17 protein-coding genes are annotated in these 21,149 nt (G+C 58.4%); 15 read left to right on the top strand and 2 right to left on the bottom strand.

The window, feature by feature from the left end; all coding sequences use genetic code 11:
• Positions 1 to 281: 281 nt before the first annotated feature.
• From cccB to ACFFIY_RS04370, 9 genes are all read left to right on the top strand, one after another.
• A complete protein-coding gene (gene cccB / locus ACFFIY_RS04410) occupies positions 282 to 668 on the top strand; it encodes a cytochrome c551 (RefSeq protein ID WP_354196952.1) in 387 nt (128 codons plus the stop codon).
• Positions 669 to 949: 281 nt separating this feature from the next.
• Positions 950 to 1,636 carry a cell division ATP-binding protein FtsE gene (ftsE, locus tag ACFFIY_RS04405; RefSeq protein WP_354196954.1) on the top strand — a complete coding sequence of 229 codons (687 nt, stop codon included), beginning with the start codon at positions 950 to 952 and terminating at the stop codon, positions 1,634 to 1,636.
• A complete protein-coding gene (gene ftsX, locus ACFFIY_RS04400; RefSeq protein WP_354196956.1) occupies positions 1,626 to 2,510 on the top strand; it encodes a permease-like cell division protein FtsX in 885 nt (294 codons plus the stop codon). The genes ftsE and ftsX overlap by 11 nt, the downstream gene beginning before the upstream one ends.
• Positions 2,511 to 2,563: 53 nt before the next feature.
• Positions 2,564 to 3,925: a murein hydrolase activator EnvC family protein gene (locus ACFFIY_RS04395; RefSeq protein ID WP_354196958.1), complete on the top strand. Its 1,362-nt coding sequence runs from the start codon at positions 2,564 to 2,566 to the stop codon at positions 3,923 to 3,925.
• Between the two features lie 186 nt (positions 3,926 to 4,111).
• A complete protein-coding gene (locus ACFFIY_RS04390) occupies positions 4,112 to 4,726 on the top strand; it encodes a hypothetical protein (RefSeq protein WP_376837190.1) in 615 nt (204 codons plus the stop codon).
• Positions 4,723 to 5,346, top strand: coding sequence for a redoxin domain-containing protein (locus ACFFIY_RS04385; RefSeq protein ID WP_354196962.1), 624 nt, complete (start codon positions 4,723 to 4,725; stop codon positions 5,344 to 5,346). Before ACFFIY_RS04390 ends, ACFFIY_RS04385 begins: the two co-directional genes overlap by 4 nt.
• Positions 5,347 to 5,415: 69 nt before the next feature.
• On the top strand, positions 5,416 to 6,849 hold the full coding sequence (locus ACFFIY_RS04380) for a S41 family peptidase (protein ID WP_354196964.1): 1,434 nt from the start codon (positions 5,416 to 5,418) through the stop codon (positions 6,847 to 6,849).
• A gap of 95 nt (positions 6,850 to 6,944) precedes the next feature.
• Entirely contained in the window at positions 6,945 to 8,096 is a 1,152-nt protein-coding gene (locus ACFFIY_RS04375; RefSeq protein WP_354196966.1) for a PDZ domain-containing protein, read from the top strand.
• Between the two features lie 25 nt (positions 8,097 to 8,121).
• A complete protein-coding gene (locus tag ACFFIY_RS04370; protein ID WP_354196968.1) occupies positions 8,122 to 8,364 on the top strand; it encodes a CsbA family protein in 243 nt (80 codons plus the stop codon).
• A 228-nt stretch (positions 8,365 to 8,592) separates the two neighbouring features.
• Here ACFFIY_RS04370 and ACFFIY_RS04365 read toward each other — a convergent pair whose 3' ends face one another.
• The gene (locus ACFFIY_RS04365) at positions 8,593 to 8,904 is read right to left on the bottom strand and encodes a branched-chain amino acid transport AzlD family protein (RefSeq protein WP_354197086.1); all 312 of its coding nucleotides are present in this window, start codon (positions 8,902 to 8,904) and stop codon (positions 8,593 to 8,595) included.
• Positions 8,904 to 9,629, bottom strand: a complete 726-nt coding sequence (locus tag ACFFIY_RS04360) for an AzlC family ABC transporter permease (protein WP_354196970.1) — start codon at positions 9,627 to 9,629, stop codon at positions 8,904 to 8,906. Before ACFFIY_RS04360 ends, ACFFIY_RS04365 begins: the two co-directional genes overlap by 1 nt.
• Before the next feature lie 141 nt (positions 9,630 to 9,770).
• Here ACFFIY_RS04360 and ACFFIY_RS04355 point away from each other — a divergent pair, with 141 nt between their 5' ends.
• The 6 genes from ACFFIY_RS04355 to ACFFIY_RS04330 all read left to right on the top strand — a co-directional run bounded on the left by ACFFIY_RS04355 (position 9,771) and on the right by ACFFIY_RS04330 (position 20,475).
• A complete protein-coding gene (locus ACFFIY_RS04355) occupies positions 9,771 to 10,460 on the top strand; it encodes a TVP38/TMEM64 family protein (protein WP_354196972.1) in 690 nt (229 codons plus the stop codon).
• A gap of 194 nt (positions 10,461 to 10,654) precedes the next feature.
• Entirely contained in the window at positions 10,655 to 14,161 is a 3,507-nt protein-coding gene (addB, locus tag ACFFIY_RS04350) for a helicase-exonuclease AddAB subunit AddB (RefSeq protein ID WP_354196974.1), read from the top strand.
• The gene (gene addA, locus ACFFIY_RS04345) at positions 14,133 to 17,894 is read left to right on the top strand and encodes a helicase-exonuclease AddAB subunit AddA (RefSeq protein ID WP_354196976.1); all 3,762 of its coding nucleotides are present in this window, start codon (positions 14,133 to 14,135) and stop codon (positions 17,892 to 17,894) included. Before addB ends, addA begins: the two co-directional genes overlap by 29 nt.
• Positions 17,863 to 19,044: a DUF418 domain-containing protein gene (locus ACFFIY_RS04340; RefSeq protein WP_354196978.1), complete on the top strand. Its 1,182-nt coding sequence runs from the start codon at positions 17,863 to 17,865 to the stop codon at positions 19,042 to 19,044. Before addA ends, ACFFIY_RS04340 begins: the two co-directional genes overlap by 32 nt.
• 86 nt (positions 19,045 to 19,130) lie before the next feature.
• Complete coding sequence (locus ACFFIY_RS04335) at positions 19,131 to 20,033, top strand: fumarylacetoacetate hydrolase family protein (RefSeq protein ID WP_354196980.1); 903 nt, start codon at positions 19,131 to 19,133, stop codon at positions 20,031 to 20,033.
• A 70-nt stretch (positions 20,034 to 20,103) separates the two neighbouring features.
• Positions 20,104 to 20,475: a YisL family protein gene (locus ACFFIY_RS04330; protein WP_354196982.1), complete on the top strand. Its 372-nt coding sequence runs from the start codon at positions 20,104 to 20,106 to the stop codon at positions 20,473 to 20,475.
• Positions 20,476 to 21,149 lie beyond the last annotated feature (674 nt).

Here is a 21,149-nt window from a genome sequence, read left to right as displayed (position 1 = left end):
TTTCAAGCACGCAAAAACCCCGAAACCGGACTTTTTTTAAAGTGTCCGTATTTCGGGGTTCAGTTCACAATACTTTTTGGGCATCCTTTATTTCGTTATAAAACGTCTTAAAACAGCTTGAAATATCAAAAACCCGATATAAAGTCAGTCCTGGCCGCCCTTTTCTGTCACGAAATGTCATGTCGAATTGTCGACATCAAGGCGGCAGGATGTTTCAAATCCGGCGGGTTTGGTATACTAATGGAGAACAACATACAACTGACATTTAGGAGGGAAAGCGCATGAAGAGAAAACTCATGATGCTGTTGTTCGGTTCTGCGCTTGTTCTCGGCGCCTGCGGCGGTAACGATGACAACGCAAACGACGACAACAACGCCGGCACCAACGACAATGCAACCGAAGAAACAGACACAGGCACGGACACAAACACAGGCGGAGAAACTGCCGGTGTGGATCCTGAAAAAGTCGTCCAGCAAAAGTGCATTTCCTGCCACGGCGAAAACCTTGAAGGACAGGGCAGCTTCCCTGAACTCGACAACGTAGGTTCCCGCCTTTCCGAACAGGAAATCCATGACACGATCAAGAACGGCCGCGGCGGCATGCCGGGCGGACTGATCGAAGGGGAAGAACTTGACGCAGTAGCAAAATGGCTTTCCGAAAAGAAATGATGACGAAAGACAAGCCGTTTCGGGCATCCCGCCCGGAACGGTTCTTTTTGTCACTTTTTTGACTTCTCTCGCTACTTCGGGCTGTTGTCTTCAGCCGGCGCCCCGCCGATGTGAAATATAGCATTCCGGCAGGGCGAAATTTGACGAAATTCCTCTGATGTCAATGTTTCAGCTCGTAATAAAATGAAATATAACTGTAATAGTATGCGAGTTTAATAATGCTATAATGGGCATGCCGGAAAAATTCCGCCCGCAGAACGGGCAATCAGGTGATTTTTTTAATGATAGAAATGAAAGATGTCTACAAAAAATATTCGAATGGTGTCGTAGCAGCGAACGGACTGAACGTAAAAATCGACAAAGGCGAATTCGTCTACGTCGTCGGTCCGAGTGGCGCAGGGAAATCGACATTCATCAAAATGATGTACAGAGAGGAAAAGCCGACATCCGGTGACATCCTCATCAATGAAACAAGTTTGCCGAAGCTGAAGAACCGGCAGGTCCCGCTTTTGCGCCGCCAGATCGGCGTCGTGTTCCAGGACTTTAAACTGCTGCCGAAGCTGACGGTATTTGAAAATGTGGCATTTGCCCTCGAAGTGATCGAGGAACCGGTCGAAAGCATCCGGCCGCGAGTGACCGAAGTGCTCGATCTTGTCGGACTGAAGCAGAAAGCGCGGATGCTGCCGACTGAACTGTCGGGCGGGGAACAGCAGCGGGTGTCGATCGCCCGCTCCATCGTGAACCGGCCGAAAGTGGTCATCGCCGACGAGCCGACCGGCAACCTCGACCCCGAGACTTCGTGGGGGATCATGAACGTCCTTGAAGAGATCAATCAGCGGGGCACGACAGTTGTCATGGCGACCCACAACAAAGACATCGTCAACCGGAACCGCCACCGTGTCATCGCCATCGAAGGCGGCCTTATCGTCCGGGACGAAGTGGGAGGGGGCTACGGCTATGAAATTTAGAACAGTCCGCCGCCACTTCCGTGAAAGCTTCAAGACACTTGGCCGCAATGGCTGGATGACATTCGCCTCGGTGGCGGCCGTCACCGTCACACTGCTTCTCGTCGGCGTTTTCGTGAGCATCATGCTGAACCTGAACAAGGTGGCCGATGATCTGGAAAAAGACGTCGAGATGAAAGTTTATGTGGAACTGGCTGCGGATGAACCCGCGACCCGCGAACTGGAAAACTTGATCAGGGAAACGCCGGGCGTCGCCGAGGTCGTTTACTCGACCAGGGAACAGGAACTGGACAAGATGGTGAAGGACTTCGGGGAAGACCTGAAACTGTATGAACAGAGCAATCCGCTGCGCGAAGCCTTCTATGTGAAAGCGACCGAACCTCAGCAGATCGCCAGCGTGGCCAAGAAGATCGACGAATTTCCGAATACATATGAAGTCGTTTACGGACAGGGGAAAGTCGAAAAGCTGTTCAACTTCCTCAATCTCGGAAGGAACGTCGGACTCGTGCTGATCCTGGCCCTTCTCTTTACCGCGATGTTCCTCATCGCAAACACGATCCGGATCACGATCGTTGCGAGAAAAACCGAAATCGGCATCATGAAACTCGTCGGTGCGACGAACAGCTTCGTCCGCATCCCGTTCGTGCTGGAAGGGATCTGGCTCGGCATTCTTGGTTCCCTGATTCCGATGATCGCCATCACATTCGGCTACCTGGAATTCTATGACTACGCGGAACCGCGCCTGCGCGGGGAAATGATCCAGATCCTTCATCCGCTTCCGTTCCTCTATATCGTCAACGGGCTCGTCCTGTTCATGGGCATCTTCATCGGCTCGTGGGGCAGTTTCATGTCCGTGCGCAAGTTCTTGAAAGTTTAAAGCAAAAAAGCAATTACAGATAGAAATCGTTTTGTCTCTGAAAGGGGAAATGAATGTTGAAGCAGTCGAAGCCGCTGATCGCCACGGTCTGCGCCACCATGCTGCTGAGCTTCGGGCTCGGCGCGGGGAATGCGAGCGCATCCGTGCTGGATGATTTGAAGAACGAGCAGAAACAGCTGGAGCAGAAGAAAGTTGACCTGAACCGCAACATCAATGAAACGAAGACCGAAATCCAGGCGAAATCCGCAGAGATGGACAAGCTGCTTGCCCAGATCAAGACGCTCCATGAGAAGATCAATGAAACACAGGGCAAGATTCAGACGCTTGAAGAAGAAATCAGCGTGACGAAGAGCGAAATCGAAGCACTTCAGGCATCGATTGCAGAACTTGAGCAGAAAATCGCAGACCGCGATGCACTGCTTCGTGACCGTGTCCGCGCCATGCAGGTGACCGGCGGGTCGACAAGCTATCTTGATGTCCTTCTTGGAGCAAACAGCTTCTCCGACTTTATCGACCGGGTATCTGCCGTCAACACGCTCCGCGAAGCCGACCGTGAAATCATCCGTGAACAGAAGGCGGACAAGGAACAGCTGGAAGAGCAAAAGAAAATGGTCGAGCAAAAGCTCGCCGAGCAAGAACAGAACAAGAAAAAGCTTGAAGAGCAGAAAGCCCAGCTTGACGCCCAGAAAAAAGAACTGGACGGTCTCGTGACGAAACTGGAAGAAGAGCAGTCGCGTCTTGAGAAAGAGCAGGCGAACATGGAAGCTGAATACGAAGAAACGCACGAAGTGAGCGAAGAAGTGACGCAGAAGATTGTTGCCGAGCAAAACCGTCTTGCGGAAATCGCACGCAAAGCGGAAGAAGAACGCAAGCGCAAGGCTGCCGCAGAAGCGGAAGCCCGGCGTCAGGCAGCAGCGAAAGCCGCCGCTTCGAGCAAATCACAGAGCGCCTCTTCGTCGGCTGTTCATTCCTCCGGAAGCAGTTCAGCCGCCCCTGCTCCTGCCCCTGCCGTTACATCCGGGGCCTGGACCCGCCCGGCATCGGGCCGCATTTCCTCGACGTTCGGATACCGGGCGATCGGCTGGGCTTCGTCCAACCACGCCGGTGTGGACATCGCCAACGGCATCGGCACGCCGATCGTTTCCGCTGCAGACGGCGTCGTTTCGTTCGCCGGCCAGTTCGGCACTTACGGCAACGTCGTCATGGTCACCCACTCGATCAACGGCACGATCTACACGACCCTGTATGCCCACATGTCCGGCTTCACTGTCAGCAGCGGGCAGCATGTCAGCAAGGGCCAGCAGGTCGGACGGATCGGCGTCACCGGCCGGACAAGCGGACCTCACCTCCACTTCGAACTCCATATCGGAAGCTACGGCAACCCGGTCAACCCGATGCGCTACGTTCCGATCTAAACCGAATCCACCCAGCCCGCCGGCCAGGCGGGCTTTTATCATGGAACGGGTGAGCCGATTTCAATATCCGGACACATTATGAAATCGAAATGGAGCAGAGGGGTGGACGGAAGCGGTCTTCATCCACTACCCTTAAGGCAGAAGCAACAGGAGCGGAGGCGGGACGGTATGCCGGTGACCCGGTGGTTGACCATTTTCAGTTTGACGGTTCCGTCCTCATGGATCGCCGTCCTCATCGCCATGGCGGCGGCATATTCCATTGTCAGGGTCCGTGCGGATAAAGCAGCGGCGGGACTGTTCGCGGATGCCGCTTTCTGGTTCATCCTCGTGTGGAAAGGTTCTTATATCCTGTTTCACTTCGGGGTGTTCATCCGCTCCCCGTTTTCGGTTCTTTACTACAACGGGGGAACGGCCGGGGCCACTCTCGGCCTACTGTCGGCGCTTTTTTTCCTGTACCGTAAAAAAGCGGCGGATCAGGACTGGCTGCTCACGGCGGCCGTCTCCGTGCAGGCGGTTTATCAAACGGCGATGGTGCTGCTGAACCGGACCGGCTGGCTGCCGGGCACCGTCACGATCGCCGGATTTTTGATCCTGCTCACTGCGGTGTTGATCAAGAACGAAAGCTCGGCAGGCTGGACGCTTCAGCTGGCGGTGCTGTTCCCGGTTGTCCATTTGTTCATTGCGGCCATGCAGCCGGAGGGCGTGGGCGGTTTCCCGGTCATCGCCACGGCCGCTTTCAGTGTATATTTCATTTTGCAGAACGTACTTTTAAGCAAAGCAGAACGGGGGGCGCATGAATGAATAAAAAAGTGTTCGGGTCGATCGTGGCCCTGGTCCTCATCGGCGCGCTTGTCGCCATCATGATCAAAAATGCGGCGGGCGACGAGTACAGCGGTCGGCAGGAGCAGCTCAAGCGCGAGCTCGAGGAGACGGGGCAGACTCAGACAGGGGCCCCGGACGAAGAAGAGGTCATCGGCATCGGGCCGGGTGAGCAGGCGCCGGATTTCACTCTGAAGGCGCTGGACGGAGGCGAGATGTCGCTGTCTGACTTCAGGGGCAAGAAAGTCATCCTGAATTTCTGGGCTTCGTGGTGTGGACCGTGCCGCGCGGAGATGCCGCACATGGAGAACTTCTACAAGAAGGAGGCCGAGGAGCTCGGCGTTGAAGTGCTCGCGGTGAATCTGTCTGCTGCAGAGCGTGGAGATGAGCAGAAAGTGATGGAGAACATCACGAACTTCGTCGGCGAATTCGGGATGACGTTCCCGGTGCTGCTCGATTCGGACGGGAAGCAGGGCGATGTCTACAAGGCGATCAGCATCCCGACTTCGTACATCATCGACTCCGGCGGGATTGTCCGCCAGATGGTCCGCGGACCGATGGATGAAGCGATGATGCGCGATCTCGTCAACAGCGTGGAATAAAATCAATGCCGGTTCATGTGTCGTATGATCTTCCGGCCGTTCATACAATTGGACGGAGGAGGAATGCAGATGCGCATGAGCCGGATTTTTTTATTGGCGGCGGTTGCCGCGGCTGCCGGCGGCCTGGTTTATTTCATCATGAACGGCAAGGCGGTGAGCGAGGAGCCGGTGAGCGGCCAGAAGCCGATAGATGAGGCGTATGACCTGATCCGAGAGCGGGCGGTCCACCGTGTCGGGCCGGACGAGCTGGTCGAAGGGGCCCTCCGGGGGATGGCGGATGTGCTGGGCGATCCGTACAGTACATACTTGACCGAGGAGGAGGCGGCCGAGCATGAGGAGTCGCTGTCAGACGAGCGGGTCGGCATCGGAGCGGAGATCACCGAAAGCCGTGGGCGGTTCATCATCGTGGCGCCAGTCCGGAACTCACCGGCCGAAAAAGCGGGCATTCTGCCGTACGACGAGATTGTCCGGGTGGACGGGGAGCGGGTCGAGGGGCGCACGATGAAGGAGCTGCTGAGGCTCATCCGGGGCAAGGAGGGCACGGACGTCGGCCTCACGCTGTTCCGTCCGGATGAGGGCCGCCATGTGGAAGTTTCTGTGAAGCGGGCGGCGATCCCGCAAAAGACCGTCGAGAGCCGCCTGATCGAGCGGGACGGCCACACAATCGGCTACGTCGGCGTATCGATGTTCGGCGAAAAGACCGCCGAAGAGTGGGAAGCCCACACGAAAAAGCTGATCGAAGGCGGCGCGGATGCCTTCATTATCGATGTCCGGGGCAATCCGGGCGGCTATCTCAAAAGTGTCGGACAGGTCGCGGGCTCGCTGCTTCGTCCGGGCACCGTGTTCGCCTACATGGAGGATGCGGACGGGGTGAAGGAGCCGCTTGAGACCGAGGCGCCGGGGGACGAGGAGTATGCAGGGAAGATGCGGAAAATCAAAACCGTGCTCCTGCAGGACAAGGGCAGCGCCTCCGCAAGCGAAGTGCTGAGCGGCGCCCTGAAAGACAATGGCCGGACGTTCGTCGTCGGGACGGTGAGTTTCGGCAAGGGGACCGTCCAGGAGACGATGCCGCTGTCAAACGGCGGGGAGATGAAGCTGTCCACGCGCAAGTGGCTGACGCCGTCCGGTTCCTGGATCCACGGGAAAGGGATCGCTCCGGATCTGGAGTCGGAACAGGGCCCGCTGTACGGCATCCCGTCGATGCCGGTGGACGGCCGCTACCGTCCGGGCGAATACGGAGAGGACGTCGGTTATGCGCAGCGGGTGCTGGCCGCACTCGGCTACGACGTTCCCCGGGCGGACGGCTATTATGACGAGATGACGAAGAAAGCGGTTGAGAAATTCAGGGATGATCTGGACCTGGAGCCGAACCGGGCGATGGACCGCGAGTTCTTCCGGGCGCTCCGCGGGAAGATCGCGGAGCATCAGGCGGACGAGGGGAATGACGAGCAGCTGCAGCTCGCCATCGGCTACATGAAACACGCCCTGAAGACCGGAAATTAAAAAACCGTTCCTATCCACCTCCGCGTTTGATAGAATGGAAGGAAGTTGTACGTTCTATCGGGGATGGTGAGAAGTCAATGATCCAGGAGATATTGTTGGAATTGCTGAAAGCGGCGGGACGTTTTTTCCTGAACCCGCTGTTCTATATCATCCTGCTGTTCTCGGTTCTTCTCGGATATGTCCGGGTGAAGCGGGAGCGGCGGGATTTTCGCGTGCGCGTCGATGAAGGGCTGACCGAGCTGCGGAATGTGCTGAGGGAATCCTGGCCGTATGCGGCGGTCCTGTCCGTCCTGATCGCAGCGGCGGGGCTCGCGGTGCCGAAGGGCTGGCTCGTCCTGTTCTGCGCGGCGATGCTGATTGCGGTCCTGTCGTTCCAGTTTGCGCTCGGCTCCCCGGTGTACGCGGCCGGGGCAGCGCTGGTTGTGTATTGGCTGCTCGGCCATTACCGTGTCAATTCGGACATTCCGCTGCTCGGCTGGACCTATGGAGGCATGACGGAAGACGTGGCGTTCACCGTGCCGCTCATCGCCGGCATGCTGCTGATCGCCGAAGGCCTGCTCATCCGCAGGCGAGCCGCGGAAGATGCGTCGCCGCTCCTGCTGAAGACGGCCCGCGGGCTGAAGGGGGCGGCCTACAGGACGCAGCGGCTCTGGCTGCTGCCGGTGCTGTTCGTCGTGCCGGGAAAGGCGATCGCAGAGTGGCTGCCGTACTGGCCGCAGATCACGCTCGGCGAATCGTCATTTGCGCTCGTCTTCATCCCGGTCGTCATCGGCTTCCGGCAGACGGCCAAACACCGGATGCCGGAAAGCCTGTATCCGGGGCTCGGCAAAGCCGTTTTGTGGACCGGCATCCTTGCATCCGCCGCGTCGTTCCTGTCGTTCTGGCGGATGGAAGCCGGCTGGGCGGTCATCGCCGCTGCAGTGATCGTCCGTGCGGCCATTTCCATCCGGGCGGCTTCGGCGGAGAGCAAGGGCAACTTCGCCGTTTCTCCGAGGAGTGAGGGCGTGACCGTCGCTGCCGTCCTGCCGGGTTCGCCCGCCGACAAGATGGGCATCCTGCCGGGCGAGACGATCCGCAAAGTCAACGGCGTCACGGTGAAGGATGAGCGGGAGCTGTATGACGCCATCCAGGTGAACGCCGCCCATTGCCGGGTGGAAGTGCTCAACCGCGACGGGGAGCTGCGGCTCTGCCAGCACGTCATCTTCCGTCATGACCACCACCGCATCGGCCTGCTCGTCATCCGCTGACCCTGTCAACAGGAGGGAATGAACCATGCTCGAATCCTACGTGCTTAAAATCATCCTGGCGCTATTCATCCCCGGACTGCTCGTCGTCCTGCTCACGCGGATCACGTACCACCACGTTGTCGGGCTCGTGCTGACCGTCGCGCTCATCGCGGCCTCGGTCTACGCCGGCTACACGCATACCTGGCTCCTCTACACCGTCGATGCCCTGTCGCTGACGGCCGGCTTTTACTTCGCCGGCCGGATGAGGTCACAAAAAGGCAGGAAATAAAGAACGTCCCGCATGGCGGCCGATATGGGCCGGTGCGGGACGTTTTTTATTTCGTGAAGCAGACTTTCGGATAAAGATAATGCTTCCGGCGATAAAGATAACGTTTTCCTCAATAAAGATAACGCTTCCCCCAATAAAGATAACGCTTTACCCGATAAAGATAACACTCACCGAAATTCCGCTACTGAGACATTTCTTTATTCCAGGAGCCGTCCGGCCTATTCCTGTTCAGCCGATGATCAGGCTGTAGACCGCCAGAATGGCGATCGTGCCGAGTACGGTGCCCATGACGCCTCCGCCGAACCAGGCGATGGCGACGGCGGCGGCCATGCCGATGACGCCGAACATCAGGTCGGCTTCCTGGGCGTACAGGATGGCGGGGAAAATCAAAGCACCGAGCACCGCATACGGGATGTTCCGGAGCACGCCGGAGACGGAGGGCGGCAGTTCACGACCTTCAAGAAAAGTGAGCGGGATGGCGCGCGGGATGTACGTCACCGCAGCCATGCCGAGAATCATCCACCAATACCAGGATCCCATCATGCACTTTCCCTCCTTTCGGCCGCGTGCCGGATGAGGGCACTGCGGCGGGCATAGATGAGTTCGACGAAAACGGAAGAGGCGAGCGTCGACACCATGATCGCCCAGCCGGTCGACAGCAGCTCCGTCCAGAAAAAGAAGCCGTTCAGCGCTGCTGCGGTGAGCGCCAGCAGGACGACTTTCCGGTTGCCTTTCATCGAAGGGATGAGCAGGGCGACGAACATCGCATACAGGGCGATCGACATGGCTGCCTGCAGGAACAGCGGAAGGTTCGCGCCGATCACGTGGCCGACGCCCGTGAAGAGGACCCAGCTGCCGTACGCCATGAGGATGACGCCCGCGCCGAATGAGGTCCGGACCCGGCCCTCCCCGTGAGTTGAAATGACGGAGAAGGTCTCGTCCGTCACGCCGAACGCATAAACCGCTTTTTTCCAGCGTGGGGCGGGTTGCATCTTTTCGTTGAGCGAGGCCGTCATAAGAAAGTGACGGATGTTCACGATGAATGTATTCAGGACGATCACAATCGGATCGACATGCTTGGCGATCAGGCCGAGCGCGATGTACTGCGAAGCGCCGGCAAAAACTAGCAGGCTCATTCCGACCGCCTCGAGGATCGTCAAACCGGTCGTCTTGGCGAGCAGGCCAAAAGTCAGGGCAATCGGAAAATAGCCGATCGCAATCATGGAGCCGGATTTGATGCCGGCCTTGAATCCGTCTTGCTGCATGGAGATCCCAGCTTTCTGAGTGAATAGTACGAGTTATTATACTACAATTCGGTTAAGGCTTGGACAAGGGATTTTTCAGCCGGGATCATCTGTCGTAAAATAAGGGTAAAGACAGTCAAGAACCGGTCGGAGGTTGGAGACATGGGATTCTCTTTTGACATCGATACTGTAATTGAACTCACGCGCCATTACCGCGCATTCGGTCCGCTCATCGGGTTTCTTCTTCCGTTCATCGAGGCATTCCTGCCATTTTTGCCGCTTTTCGTGTTCGTCATCGCGAACGCCACCGCCTACGGCCTCGTCTTCGGCTTTCTGTTGAGCTGGGCGGGGACCGTCGCCGGCTCCTATGCGGTTTTCCTGCTCATCCGAAAATACGGGGAGACCCGCCCGTTCCGCTTCCTGACGAAAAGCGAAAAAGTGCGGAAGCTGATCCACTGGGTGGAGCGCAACAGCTTCGGGCCGCTGTTTGTCCTGATCTGCCTGCCGTTCACCCCGTCCGCGCTCGTCAATCTCGTCGCGGGTCTTTCAAATATGAAGAAAAAGGTGTACCTTCTGACGCTTATGGCCGGAAAGTTCGTCATGATTGGTACTGCCAGCTTCATCGGCTACGACCTGAAAGCGCTTTTCACGCAGCCGGTGCGCACCGCAATCGTCATCGCGGTCATTGTCCTGCTCTGGTTTGCCGGCAAGCGTCTGGAGGCGCGGCTCAACAAGAAAGTGGAGGCCGATTTCCGCAAGCTTTCCGAGCAGCAGGCCGCCGCCGGGCGGGAAGCGGGGGAGGAAGGGGAAAAAGGTGCCGGCCGGGCGACCTGCAGAAAAGGCGGAAAGTGACCGTCCAAACAACAAAACCGAAGATCCATAAGGCTGCAAGCCGGCCGTCTGTCCCGTTTTCATTCCCGCGTGCCCTTCGGTACAATGGGAGGGAACGGGTTCTTTCATTCTACCGGAAACAAAACAGGAACATTTGTTCTATTTATCGCCGTCGTTTATAATAGAAAAAAGCCATACATAAAGGAGGGGCAGCGATGTCATTCAGATTGATCACGGGGCGTGCGGGCTCCGGAAAGACGACGAGGGTCCGGCTCGAGATTGCGGAGCGGCTGAAAGCGGATCCGCTCGGAGCACCGATTTTCGTCATCGTGCCCGATCAGATGTCCTTCTCGATGGAGAAGAGCCTGTCCACGCAGTACGGGCTTAAAGGCACGATCCGGGCTCAGGTGGCGACGTTCAAGCGGCTGGCATGGCGCATTCTTCAGGAGACGGGAGGCATCACCCGGACCGAAGTGAACGGCTTCGGCTACCGGATGCTCATCCGGAGTTTGCTTGCGGAAAACCGGGATGAGTTCAAGCTGTTCCGGCAGGCGGCCGACAAGCGCGGCTTCACCGAGCAGGTGGAGGAGCTGTTGAAGGAGTTCAGCCGGTATTGCCTGGACTGCACGAAAATGACAGACATGCACGGTGAGCTGGAAAAGGTCGGGGCGCCTCGGGTTCTGCTCGACAAGGCGGATGATCTGGAGCTGCTCATGCAGAAGATCGAGGAGCGGCTCGGGACCGCATATGTCGACAGCGAAGGCTATCTGGCGCTGCTCGCGTCACAGGTTCATTTTTCCGATCTGATCAAGGAAGCGGAAATTTACATCGACGGCTTCGTCACGTTCACGACACGCGAGCTCGAGATTGTCGAGGAACTGATGAAGCATGCAAAGCGCGTCACCGTCGTGCTGCCGATGGAAGATCCGTACAGTTCCGCCGACGGTTCGCAGCTTTTCTTCAATGCCATGGGCAGTGCGGCCCGGCTGTTTGATGCGGCGAAGCGCAACGGCGTGGAGACCGAAGAGGCAGTGCATGAATACGGGCAGCGGCGGTTCAAGAGCCGTGCGCTGGCGCATCTGGAATCGGATTTCGACCGGTATCCCGCCGGGCAGTCTTCTTCGGACGGGGACGTCGAGATCATCCGGGCGGCGGATGCCCGCGCCGAGGTCCATGCAGTGGCGAGACGGATCCGGCGTCTCATGATGGAGGGGATGCGCTACCGGGACATGGCGATTTTGTACCGGCAGCCCGAAGTGTATGATGAGCTGATCGAAACGGTGTTTCCGCTTTATGATGTACCGGTGTTCATCAGCCGGAAAAAGCCGATGCTCCATCATCCGCTCATCGAGTTCAGCCGGTCGGTGCTCGAGGCCGCGGCCGGGGGATGGGAGTATGAGGATCTGTTCCGTGCGATCAAGACGGACTTGTTTTTCCCGCACGGGGGGGACATTCCGGAATGGCGCGACCGGGCGGACCGGCTGGAGAATTTCGTGCTGGCGAACGGCATCTACGGCGACCGATGGTTTGACGAGAAGCGCTGGAAGGTGAAGCGGTACCGGGGCCTGGAGTTCCACAGTCCGGTTCAGACGGACGAGGAGCTGGCGGCGGAAAAAGACCTCCACATGATGAGGGATGCGGTCCGCGAGCCGCTCGCAAACTTCGAGGCGCGGCTCCGGCGGGGACGGACCGGCCGGGACATCGCCGCGACGCTGTTCACGTTCATGGAGGACCTGAACGTGTTTGACAAGATCGTTGACCTGCGCCGCCGCGAGGAAGAGGCGGGGCGGCTGTTTGAAGCGGCGGAGCATGACCAGGCGTGGAACACGTGGATTGAGGTGCTTGATCAGTTTGTCCTCATGTTCGGAGACCAGGAGCGGCCGCTTGCGGAGTTCGTCAAGATTCTCGACGAAGGATTTGATACGCTGGAGTTCGCCCGGATCCCGCCGTCGATCGATGAAGTGACGGTGACGACGATCGACATTTCGCGGCTCATGGACATCGAGGCGGTGTTCGTGATCGGCGTGAACGACGGGGTGCTGCCAAAACGCATCGACCAGGAAGGGCTGTTGTCCGACCGGGAACGGGAATGGTTCATGGAGATCGGGTTCGAGCTCGCACCGACGACGAAGATGCGTCTCATGGACGAATTGTACATGGCGTACCGGGCGTTCACGACTGCTTCGTCGCGGCTGTTCATTTCCTATCCGGCTTCCGACGCGGAAGGAAAGGCGCTCATCCCGTCGCTTTACATCAAACGGATCGCCCAGCTGCTGCCGGACGTCCCGGAATCGGTCGTCCTGAATGACCCATCCGGCCTGCCGGATGAGGAGAGCTGGCGAGAGTACATCAGTCATCCGCGTGCAACGCTGCGCCACGCGTCGATGCAGATGCGGCTTGCAGAACACGGCGGCGAACTGTCGGCTCCTTGGCGGGCGGTCGTTGACTACTACTTGGACGATCCATACTGGTCACCGATCGTCGGGCGGATTCTCCGTCCTGCGACCGGCAGGAAGCGGACGGAGAATCTGGAGGCCGATGTCACGGAGGGCCTTTACGGGGAGGAGATCGCCTCGAGCGTGTCGCGCGTCGAGTCGTACTTCAGCTGCCCGTTCCAGCATTTTGCCAATTTCGGGCTGAAGCTGCAGGAGCGGAGCGAGTACGAGCTGGATCCGCCGGCGATCGGGGACCTGTTCCATGCGGCGCTGAAGTGGATCGCCGATGAAACGGAGCGGACCGGCAAAACGTGGGGAGAGTTGAGCGCAACCGATTGCCTGACGCTCGCCCGGGACGCCGTGGAGTCGATCACGCCGTACTTCTTCAATCAGATCCTGCTTTCCTCCAGCCGTTACCATTACATCAAGCGGAAAATCACCCGCATCATGCAGCGGACGATGCTGTCCCTCTCGAAACAATCAAAGGCATCGGGGTTCCGCCCTGTGGCGATCGAAGCCGCATTCGGACCCGGGGAGACATTCCCTCCGCTGAAAATCCCGCTCAAGCGGGGACGGGCGATGCAGCTGCGCGGCAGGATCGACCGCGTCGACGCCGCGGAAATCGGCGGCACGCCGTACATCCGGGTCGTCGACTACAAATCCTCTGCACGTGCGCTCGACCTGACCGAAGTGTATTACGGCCTGTCGCTTCAGATGCTCACTTATCTAGACGTTGCGCTGCTGCATTCGAAAGAATGGCTCGGGACGGAGGCGCTTCCGGCCGGCGTGCTGTACATGCATGTCCACAACCCGATGGTGCGGGCAGATGCCGGCGTCATGGAGGCACGCGAAATCGAGGCGGAAGCGATGAAGTCCTATCGGATGCGCGGCTATGTCATCGACAATCCGGACGTTGTGCTGGAGATGGACCGCAATCTGGAAGGCTCGTCGGAATCGCTTCCGGTCCGGATGAACAAAAACGGCACCTTCTCAAAAACGTCGAAAGTCCTGAATCCGGCGAGCATCGAGCTCATGCGATCATTCGTCCGGCACAAGCACCGGGAGGCGGGGGACTCGATGATCCTAGGGGACACGCGGGTGATGCCTTACCGGCTGAAAGACAAAATGCCTTGCCAGACGTGCGCGTTCCGGTCGGTTTGCCAGTTTGACCCGGCAGATCCCGAACAGAAGTACAAACACCTGCATCCGCTCTCGCCGGAAGATTCGGTCGTGCGCATGAAGAAGGAGGTTGATGAAGATGAATCACATTCCGGCGAAACCCGCTGATGCGACATGGACGGACGCCCAGTGGCGGGCGATCCATGCATCGGGCAGCGATATCCTCGTGTCCGCCGCGGCAGGATCCGGCAAGACCGCGGTGCTCATCAACCGGCTCATCAAGAAAGTGACCGATCCGGAAAGCCCGATTGACGTCGACGAACTGCTCGTCGTGACGTTCACAAATGCGGCGGCGGCGGAAATGCGCCACCGGATGGCTTCCGCACTCGAGGAAGCGATCGAAGACAATCCGGGCTCCTCGCGTCTGCGGCGCCAGCTGAGCCTGCTCAACAAGGCACAAATTTCCACGCTTCATTCGTTCTGTATGAACGTCGTCCGGCAGTATGCCTACATTCTGGACGTCGATCCCGGTTTTCGCATCGCAGACACGGCGGAGGCGGCGCTGCTCCGCGATGACTGCATCGGCCGCGTGCTCGAAGAAGCATACGGGGCGGATGATCCGGAGCCGGTCTACCGACTTGCCGACAGCTTCACGTCGGACCGGGACGACCAGGCGATCGAAGTGCTGATCGACCGGCTGTACGATTATTCACGTGTCCATCCGCGGCCGGAAGAATGGCTGCGCTCGATCCCGCGCGAATACCACCTGTCCGAAGACGCAGACATCGACCATTTGCCGTTCATCGGCCCGCTGAAGGAAGCGATCCGCCACCGGCTCGAGGAAGCGGCGGCGATGGCCGGAGAAGTCGGCCGCATCGCCCGCATGCCGGACGGACCGGCGCCGCTGGCCGTGACGGCGGAAGAAGACATCGAGACGATTTCCGTCTTGCTGCGCATTCTGTCGGAAGGCACATGGGCAGAAACGTTTGAGGCGTTTTCCGCACTCAGATGGGCCACCGCCGCTTCGATCAAAAAAGACAGCTGCGACATGGACCTCGCCGACCGGGCTAAGAAAAAACGCAATGACGTGAAAAAAATCGTCAATGCGCTGAAAGATTCGTATTTCATCCGGACGCCGGACCGGCTGCTTGAAGAAATGCGGCTCATGGCCCCGATAATGGATACGCTCATCGAATTGACCATCCGATTCGGCCGGCGCTATGCGGAAGTGAAAAAAGACCGGGGAATCGTCGACTTTTCCGATCTTGAGCACCTTGCGCTCGCCATCCTGTCCGAAGAGAAGGACGGCCGTCTTGTGCCGTCGCCGGTCGCAAAGGACTTCCGGGAGCGGTTCAAGGAAGTGCTCGTCGACGAGTACCAGGACACGAACCGCCTGCAGGAAACGCTTGTCGGCCTCGTGAAGCAGGGCGGCAATGAAGACGGCAACCTGTTCATGGTCGGCGATGTGAAACAGTCGATCTACCGGTTCCGCCTGGCGGAGCCGATGCTGTTCCTCGGCAAGTACCTGCGTTTTGACGAAACGGCGGAAGGGACCGGCCTGAAAATCGACTTGAACGCGAACTTCCGCAGCCGGAGCCAGGTGCTCGAGGCGACGAACTATGTGTTCTCCCAAGTGATGGGCGCCCGCGTAGGCGAGATCGAGTACGACGAGGCGGCCGCGCTGAAACCGGGCGCGCCTTATCCGGATGACGGGCACAAGACGGCGCTCACGATCATCCATGATCCTGCCGATGATGAAGACGGGGAAGAAGAAGCGGAGGCGGAATCCGCTACGGATCTCGGCGACGGCGAGACGATCAAGCAGTCCCAGGCAGAAGCGCGCGCCATGATCCGGGAAATCCGGCGTCTCATGGATTCCGGCGCCGAAGTGACCGATCCGTGGAGCGGAAACAGGCGGCCGCTCGAATACCGCGACATCGTCATCCTGCTGCGCTCGATGACCTGGTCCGGAGAAATCGCGGATGAATTCCGGCTTGCCGGCATCCCGGTGTATGCAGACACGTCCGGCGGCTACTTTGATGCACTTGAAGTGATGATCATGCTGAACACGCTCCGTGTGGTCGACAACCCGTATCAGGACATCCCGTTCGCTTCCGTGCTTCGTGCGCCGTTCATCGGCCTCGGGGAAAACGAGCTTGCCCGGATCCGCCTGGCGGCTCCCGGCGAACCGTTCTACGAGGCGCTCAAGCAGTATGTCCGAAACAATGCCGCAACGGGCCTTCCGGCTGCGACCGAAGAGAAGATCCGGCGCTTTTATATTCATTTTGAAAACTGGCGGGACCTCGCACGCCGCGGCTCGCTCGCCGATCTGATCTGGCAGGTGTACATCGACACGCACTATTATGAAATGGCCGGCGCAATGCCGAACGGCAAACAGCGGCAGGCGAACCTGCGCGCGCTCCATGACCGGGCGATCCAGTATGAGCGCACGTCGTTCCGCGGATTGTTCCGCTTTCTCCGGTTCATCGACCGGATGAGAAGGCGGGGGGACGACATGGGCACAGCGCGTGCCGTCGGGGAGCGCGACGATGTCGTGCGGATCATGACGATCCACTCATCAAAGGGCCTCGAGTTCCCTCATGTGTTCGTCGCGGGGATCGGCCGGTCGTTCAACAAGATGGACTTCAACGAACCGTACTTGTTCGACCAGCATTTCGGGCTCGCCGTCAAGGCGGTGGATCCCGACAACCGCATCCAGTATACGTCTCTCCCGTTCCTGGCCATCAAGGAGAAAAAGGAACTGGAAATGCGGGCGGAGGAAATGCGGATCCTGTACGTCGCGATGACCCGGGCGAAGGAAAAGCTTCATCTGATCGGCTCTGTGAAGGACCTGCCCGCCGCCGTCATGAAATGGCAGGAGGGCCAGCTCACTCCGACGGATGCCATGCTGCCGGAATATGTCCGTTCCCGCGCAGCCGGCTATCTGGACTGGATCGGACCGGCTGTTGCCCGCCACCGCGACTTTGCCCCGTTCGGCACGCTGCCCGGAGCACGGCTCATCGATGACCCGTCCGGCTGGGATGTGTCGTTCGTTTCGTCGGATGAACTGGCCGCCTGGGAACCCGGAGTGGAAGAGGCGCTTGCGGAGCAGGCGGCGGACCGGGAGGAAACGTCGGGAGAACTGGATGCCGCGGGAAGGGTTCGGCACGTTTTTGACTATTCCTACCCTCATGCATCGTCGGTGTTGAAGCGGTCGAAGCAGTCGGTCAGCGAAGTGAAGCGGATGTGGCTGCTGGAGAACGCGGAGGAGCCGGATCCGTTTATGACCCGTTCCGACGAGATCCGGCCGGTGTACATGCATGACCGGCCGGAATTCATGCAGGAACGCGAGCTGTCCGCGGCGGAGATCGGGACTGCGGTCCATGCCGTCATGCAGCACGCGGACCTGTCTAAGCCGCAGAACGTCCGGGACATCCAAAAACTCATCACCCGGCTCGTCGACCGCGAGATCATCACGGACGCCGAGGCACGGGACGTGGATGCAACGGCCATCGCCCGGTTCTTCGCGACGCCGCTCTATGAACGGCTGAGAAAGTCGGCGGACATCCGGCGCGAGCTTCCGTTCACATATGGATATGACGCCGGAGATGACGACCGGCAGATCATCCAGGGGATCGTCGACTGTCTGTTCAGAGAAAAAGACGGCTGGGTGCTGCTCGACTACAAGACGGACAGGACCCGGATGTTCGCCTCCGAAGACGCGCTCTCCTCCGAGATGGAAAACCGGTACGCGGTCCAGCTGAGCCTGTATGCAAAGGCGCTTCAGGACATCCTGGACATTGAGATCAAAGAGAAACTTCTGTACCTGTTCGACGGAGAACGGGTCATCAGCATCCGGGGGGATCATTTTGACGAATTTGAAACCGACCGCATCGGCTGAGCGGATCGACGGCCTTGACTATTTAAGGGGATTCGCGCTGCTCGGCATTTTTGTGGCGAATATGCTGTTCTTCCACATGCCGTACGTGTACGTCGATCCGTTCACCTGGTTCCCTTCGCTGAAGGATGAACTGTCCCATATGTGGGTCGATATTTTATTCCAGAGCAGTTTCTATCCGCTGTTTGCGATGCTGTTCGGCTACGGGATGAACATGCAGTTTGAAAAGGCGAAGGCGGCCGGCCGCCCGTTCCTGCCCATGGTTTCCAGGAGGATGGCGGTGCTGCTTGCATTCGGAATCATCCATGCTTTCCTTATCTGGCCGGGTGATATTTTGATCACCTATGCGCTCATGGGCTTTCTGCTCATGCTGATGCTCCGGCTGCCGGCCGGCGCACTGGCGGGCATCGGAGCCGGGGTCTACGTGGCGGGACTCGGCGGCCTCACGCTTCTCGTCTGGATCGGTGAGCTGCTGACGCCGGGCGGGTCGCTCGCACAGTACGCGGACATCAATGCCGTCAACAATTCGATCGCCGCTTATTCAAACGGTTCTTTCGGCCAGGTGACGGCGCAGCGGGCAGCGGACTGGATCTACATGAACAGTTCCGCGATTCCCCTTGCTCCCATTATGATTTTGCCGCTGTTCATGTTCGGAGCGGCGGCCGGAAAATGGAAACTCGTCGAAAAGGCGGGCCTTCAATGGAAGCGCTGGATCCTGCCGACGGTGGCCGGTCTGCTCGGCGGGCTTGCGCTGAAGGCGCTGCCTTACTTCACCGAATACCGGTACACGGCCGGGACGGTCCAGGATGCGTTCGGCGGCCCGCTGTTGACCGTCGGCTACACGGGCCTCATCCTGCTGCTGCTCCGGTCGGGGCTGTTCCGCAGCGTGTTCGCGCCGGTTCGGATGGCGGGGCGGATGTCGCTCACCGTCTACATCATGCAGTCGATCATCGCCACGCTCATCTTTTATTCGTACGGACTGGGCTATTACGGCAAAGTGAGCGTCAGCACGGGGACCTGGATGGCAGTCGGCATTTTTGCCATCCAGGCGATCCTGGCCGGGCTGTACCTGCAGAAATTCAGGCAGGGCCCGCTTGAAGCGGTGTGGCGCCGGCTCACCTACGGAAAACCAGATCGTCCTTCCGTGCGCTGAATCCGTTTTAAAGAAAAAAGGGATTCCGGCGCTCCGTGTCGTACTTTATCAAGATACGAAATCTCATGACGAAAGGATGGCCAACCATGAAATTATTGTCGTTCCGCTATGGCGGGGAGCAACTGTTCGGCCCGAAAGTGAAAAAGGAAGAGGCGGTCTGGGATGTGATCGCCATCCGGGAGGAACTCGGAGGGGAATCCGGCTTCCCGGATCACCTCATCGACGGCGTTGCGGGCGGCATGGAATTCGTCGAACAGATCCGCAAGCTCGTCAGCCGAGCGGAGTCGTCGGGCCGCAGCGAAGAATTCAAGCGTTCGTTCGATGAGATCGAATGGCTGGCCCCGATTCCGAGAACGCCGAAAAATGTTATCTGCATCGGGAAGAACTACGCCGACCATGCAGCGGAAATGGGAGCGGAGCGTCCGCCGGAAAAACTGGTCGTGTTCACGAAGGCCCCGACTGCGATCGCCGCTGATGAATCCGAGCTGCCTGTCCATGCGGACCTGACGGAAAGCTATGATTACGAAGGCGAACTGGCCGTCATCATCGGAAAAGGCGGCAGGAACATCAACAAGGCACTTGCATTCGACCATATTTTCGGATATTCGATTGCGAACGACCTGACCGCCCGTGACGTCCAGGCCGCGCATGTTCAATATTTCCTCGGCAAGAGCCTGGATCAGTCCTGCCCGATGGGACCGTACATCGTCACGAAAGACGAAATTCCGGATCCGCAAAATCTGTCGCTTGTCACAAAAGTGAACGACGAAGTGCGGCAGAACGGCCATACACGCGACATGATCTTCCCGATCGATGAACTGATCGCCCAAGTTTCAACGTATGTCACACTCGAGCCCGGCGACGTGATTTTGACGGGGACTCCTGCGGGCGTCGGCAAAGGAATGAACCCGCCGAAATTCCTGAAGGCCGGTGACACAGTGAAGGTGTCTGTCGAAGGAATCGGCACGCTTTCCAACACCTTCGCCTGACCTTGCCGCTCGAATGCGCAGGAAAGCTATGGTAGGATAGAAGAGCAATCATAGTAAATGAGGTGACAAGTTGGGCGTACTCACGGATACTACACATCTCCACATTTTCACATGGGTGGTCGGGATTATTCTATTTCTGATCGCTGCCATCATGGCAAAGGGATCGAAGGGACGCAAAATCGTTCACATGGTGCTTCGGCTGTTCTACATCCTGATCATTGTGACGGGGGCATTCTTGTTCTTTAAATGGTCCAGTTCCGACTCGATGCTGTACGGCATCAAGTTCCTGATGGGCATCCTGACGATTGGTTTCATGGAAATGACACTCGTCCGGCAGAACAAAAACAAGCCGGTCACAGTCATGTGGATCCTGTTCTTCATCAGCCTTCTCGTAACCATGTTCCTCGGCTTCAAACTGCCGATGGGCATGAAGTTCTTCTGATGGATGGAAAACCCCGGAAGCGGCGATTGCGCCGTTTCCGGGGTTTTGTTTGATCAAAGGGAATTCGCTGCGGGCGGAGGGAGGGAGGGAGGGGCGTCGCGCCGAAGGATCGGTTCTCAATCGTGTCCGAAAAAGCGTGTCAACTCCATCAGTCGAATCACTCCTCCATGAATCCACTCACCCCGGCAATGCGCTCACTCACAAGGCGTATGATTCCACTCACCGCAGCAACGCGCTCACTCACAGCCCCTATGATTCCACTCTCCTCGGCACCAACACGGATAGTGCCCAGAAAGTGTTTAATTCCATTACCCGCTCTCACTCAGTCTGCTCAAACTGTGCTCTGAGCGGGCTGCTGCTCAACGCTTTACCTGCCTGTCTCCCAGTTTCTTCTGAATGAAATTACACAGAGAACTAGACACTGTCTGGGACTCCCGTGGGCGTGGGCGAGTCGTACGGATGCGGCGTTGAACCGTACGGATCGGGGTTTGAGTCGTACGCATTGATGCTCTCGTGGGCGAGTCGTACGGGTTAGGCACTGAGTCGTACGGATGCGGCGTTGAACCGTACGGATCGGGGGTTGAGTCGTACGCATTGATGCTCGGGTGGGCGAGTCGTACGGGTTAGGCTCTGAGTCGTACGGATGCGGCGTTGAACCGTACGGATCGGGGGTT

This window comes from Bhargavaea ullalensis, from assembly GCF_042432615.1.
Classification (GTDB): Bacteria; Bacillota; Bacilli; order Bacillales_A; family Planococcaceae; genus Bhargavaea; species Bhargavaea ullalensis.
This window is presented reverse-complemented; position numbering and strand designations above follow the sequence as displayed.

Excerpts from the sequence above, each read along its gene's own strand:
- cccB (WP_354196952.1), top strand. The coding sequence starts at position 282 with ATGAAGAGAAAACTCATGATGCTGTTGTTCGGTTCTGCGCTTGTTCTC.
- ftsE (WP_354196954.1), top strand. The coding sequence starts at position 950 with ATGATAGAAATGAAAGATGTCTACAAAAAATATTCGAATGGTGTCGTA.
- ftsX (WP_354196956.1), top strand. The coding sequence starts at position 1,626 with ATGAAATTTAGAACAGTCCGCCGCCACTTCCGTGAAAGCTTCAAGACA.
- ACFFIY_RS04395 (WP_354196958.1), top strand. The coding sequence starts at position 2,564 with ATGTTGAAGCAGTCGAAGCCGCTGATCGCCACGGTCTGCGCCACCATG.
- ACFFIY_RS04385 (WP_354196962.1), top strand. The coding sequence starts at position 4,723 with ATGAATAAAAAAGTGTTCGGGTCGATCGTGGCCCTGGTCCTCATCGGC.
- ACFFIY_RS04380 (WP_354196964.1), top strand. The coding sequence starts at position 5,416 with ATGCGCATGAGCCGGATTTTTTTATTGGCGGCGGTTGCCGCGGCTGCC.
- ACFFIY_RS04370 (WP_354196968.1), top strand. The coding sequence starts at position 8,122 with ATGCTCGAATCCTACGTGCTTAAAATCATCCTGGCGCTATTCATCCCC.
- ACFFIY_RS04365 (WP_354197086.1), bottom strand. The coding sequence starts at position 8,904 with ATGGGATCCTGGTATTGGTGGATGATTCTCGGCATGGCTGCGGTGACG.
- ACFFIY_RS04360 (WP_354196970.1), bottom strand. The coding sequence starts at position 9,629 with ATGCAGCAAGACGGATTCAAGGCCGGCATCAAATCCGGCTCCATGATT.
- ACFFIY_RS04355 (WP_354196972.1), top strand. The coding sequence starts at position 9,771 with ATGGGATTCTCTTTTGACATCGATACTGTAATTGAACTCACGCGCCAT.
- addB (WP_354196974.1), top strand. The coding sequence starts at position 10,655 with ATGTCATTCAGATTGATCACGGGGCGTGCGGGCTCCGGAAAGACGACG.
- addA (WP_354196976.1), top strand. The coding sequence starts at position 14,133 with ATGAATCACATTCCGGCGAAACCCGCTGATGCGACATGGACGGACGCC.
- ACFFIY_RS04335 (WP_354196980.1), top strand. The coding sequence starts at position 19,131 with ATGAAATTATTGTCGTTCCGCTATGGCGGGGAGCAACTGTTCGGCCCG.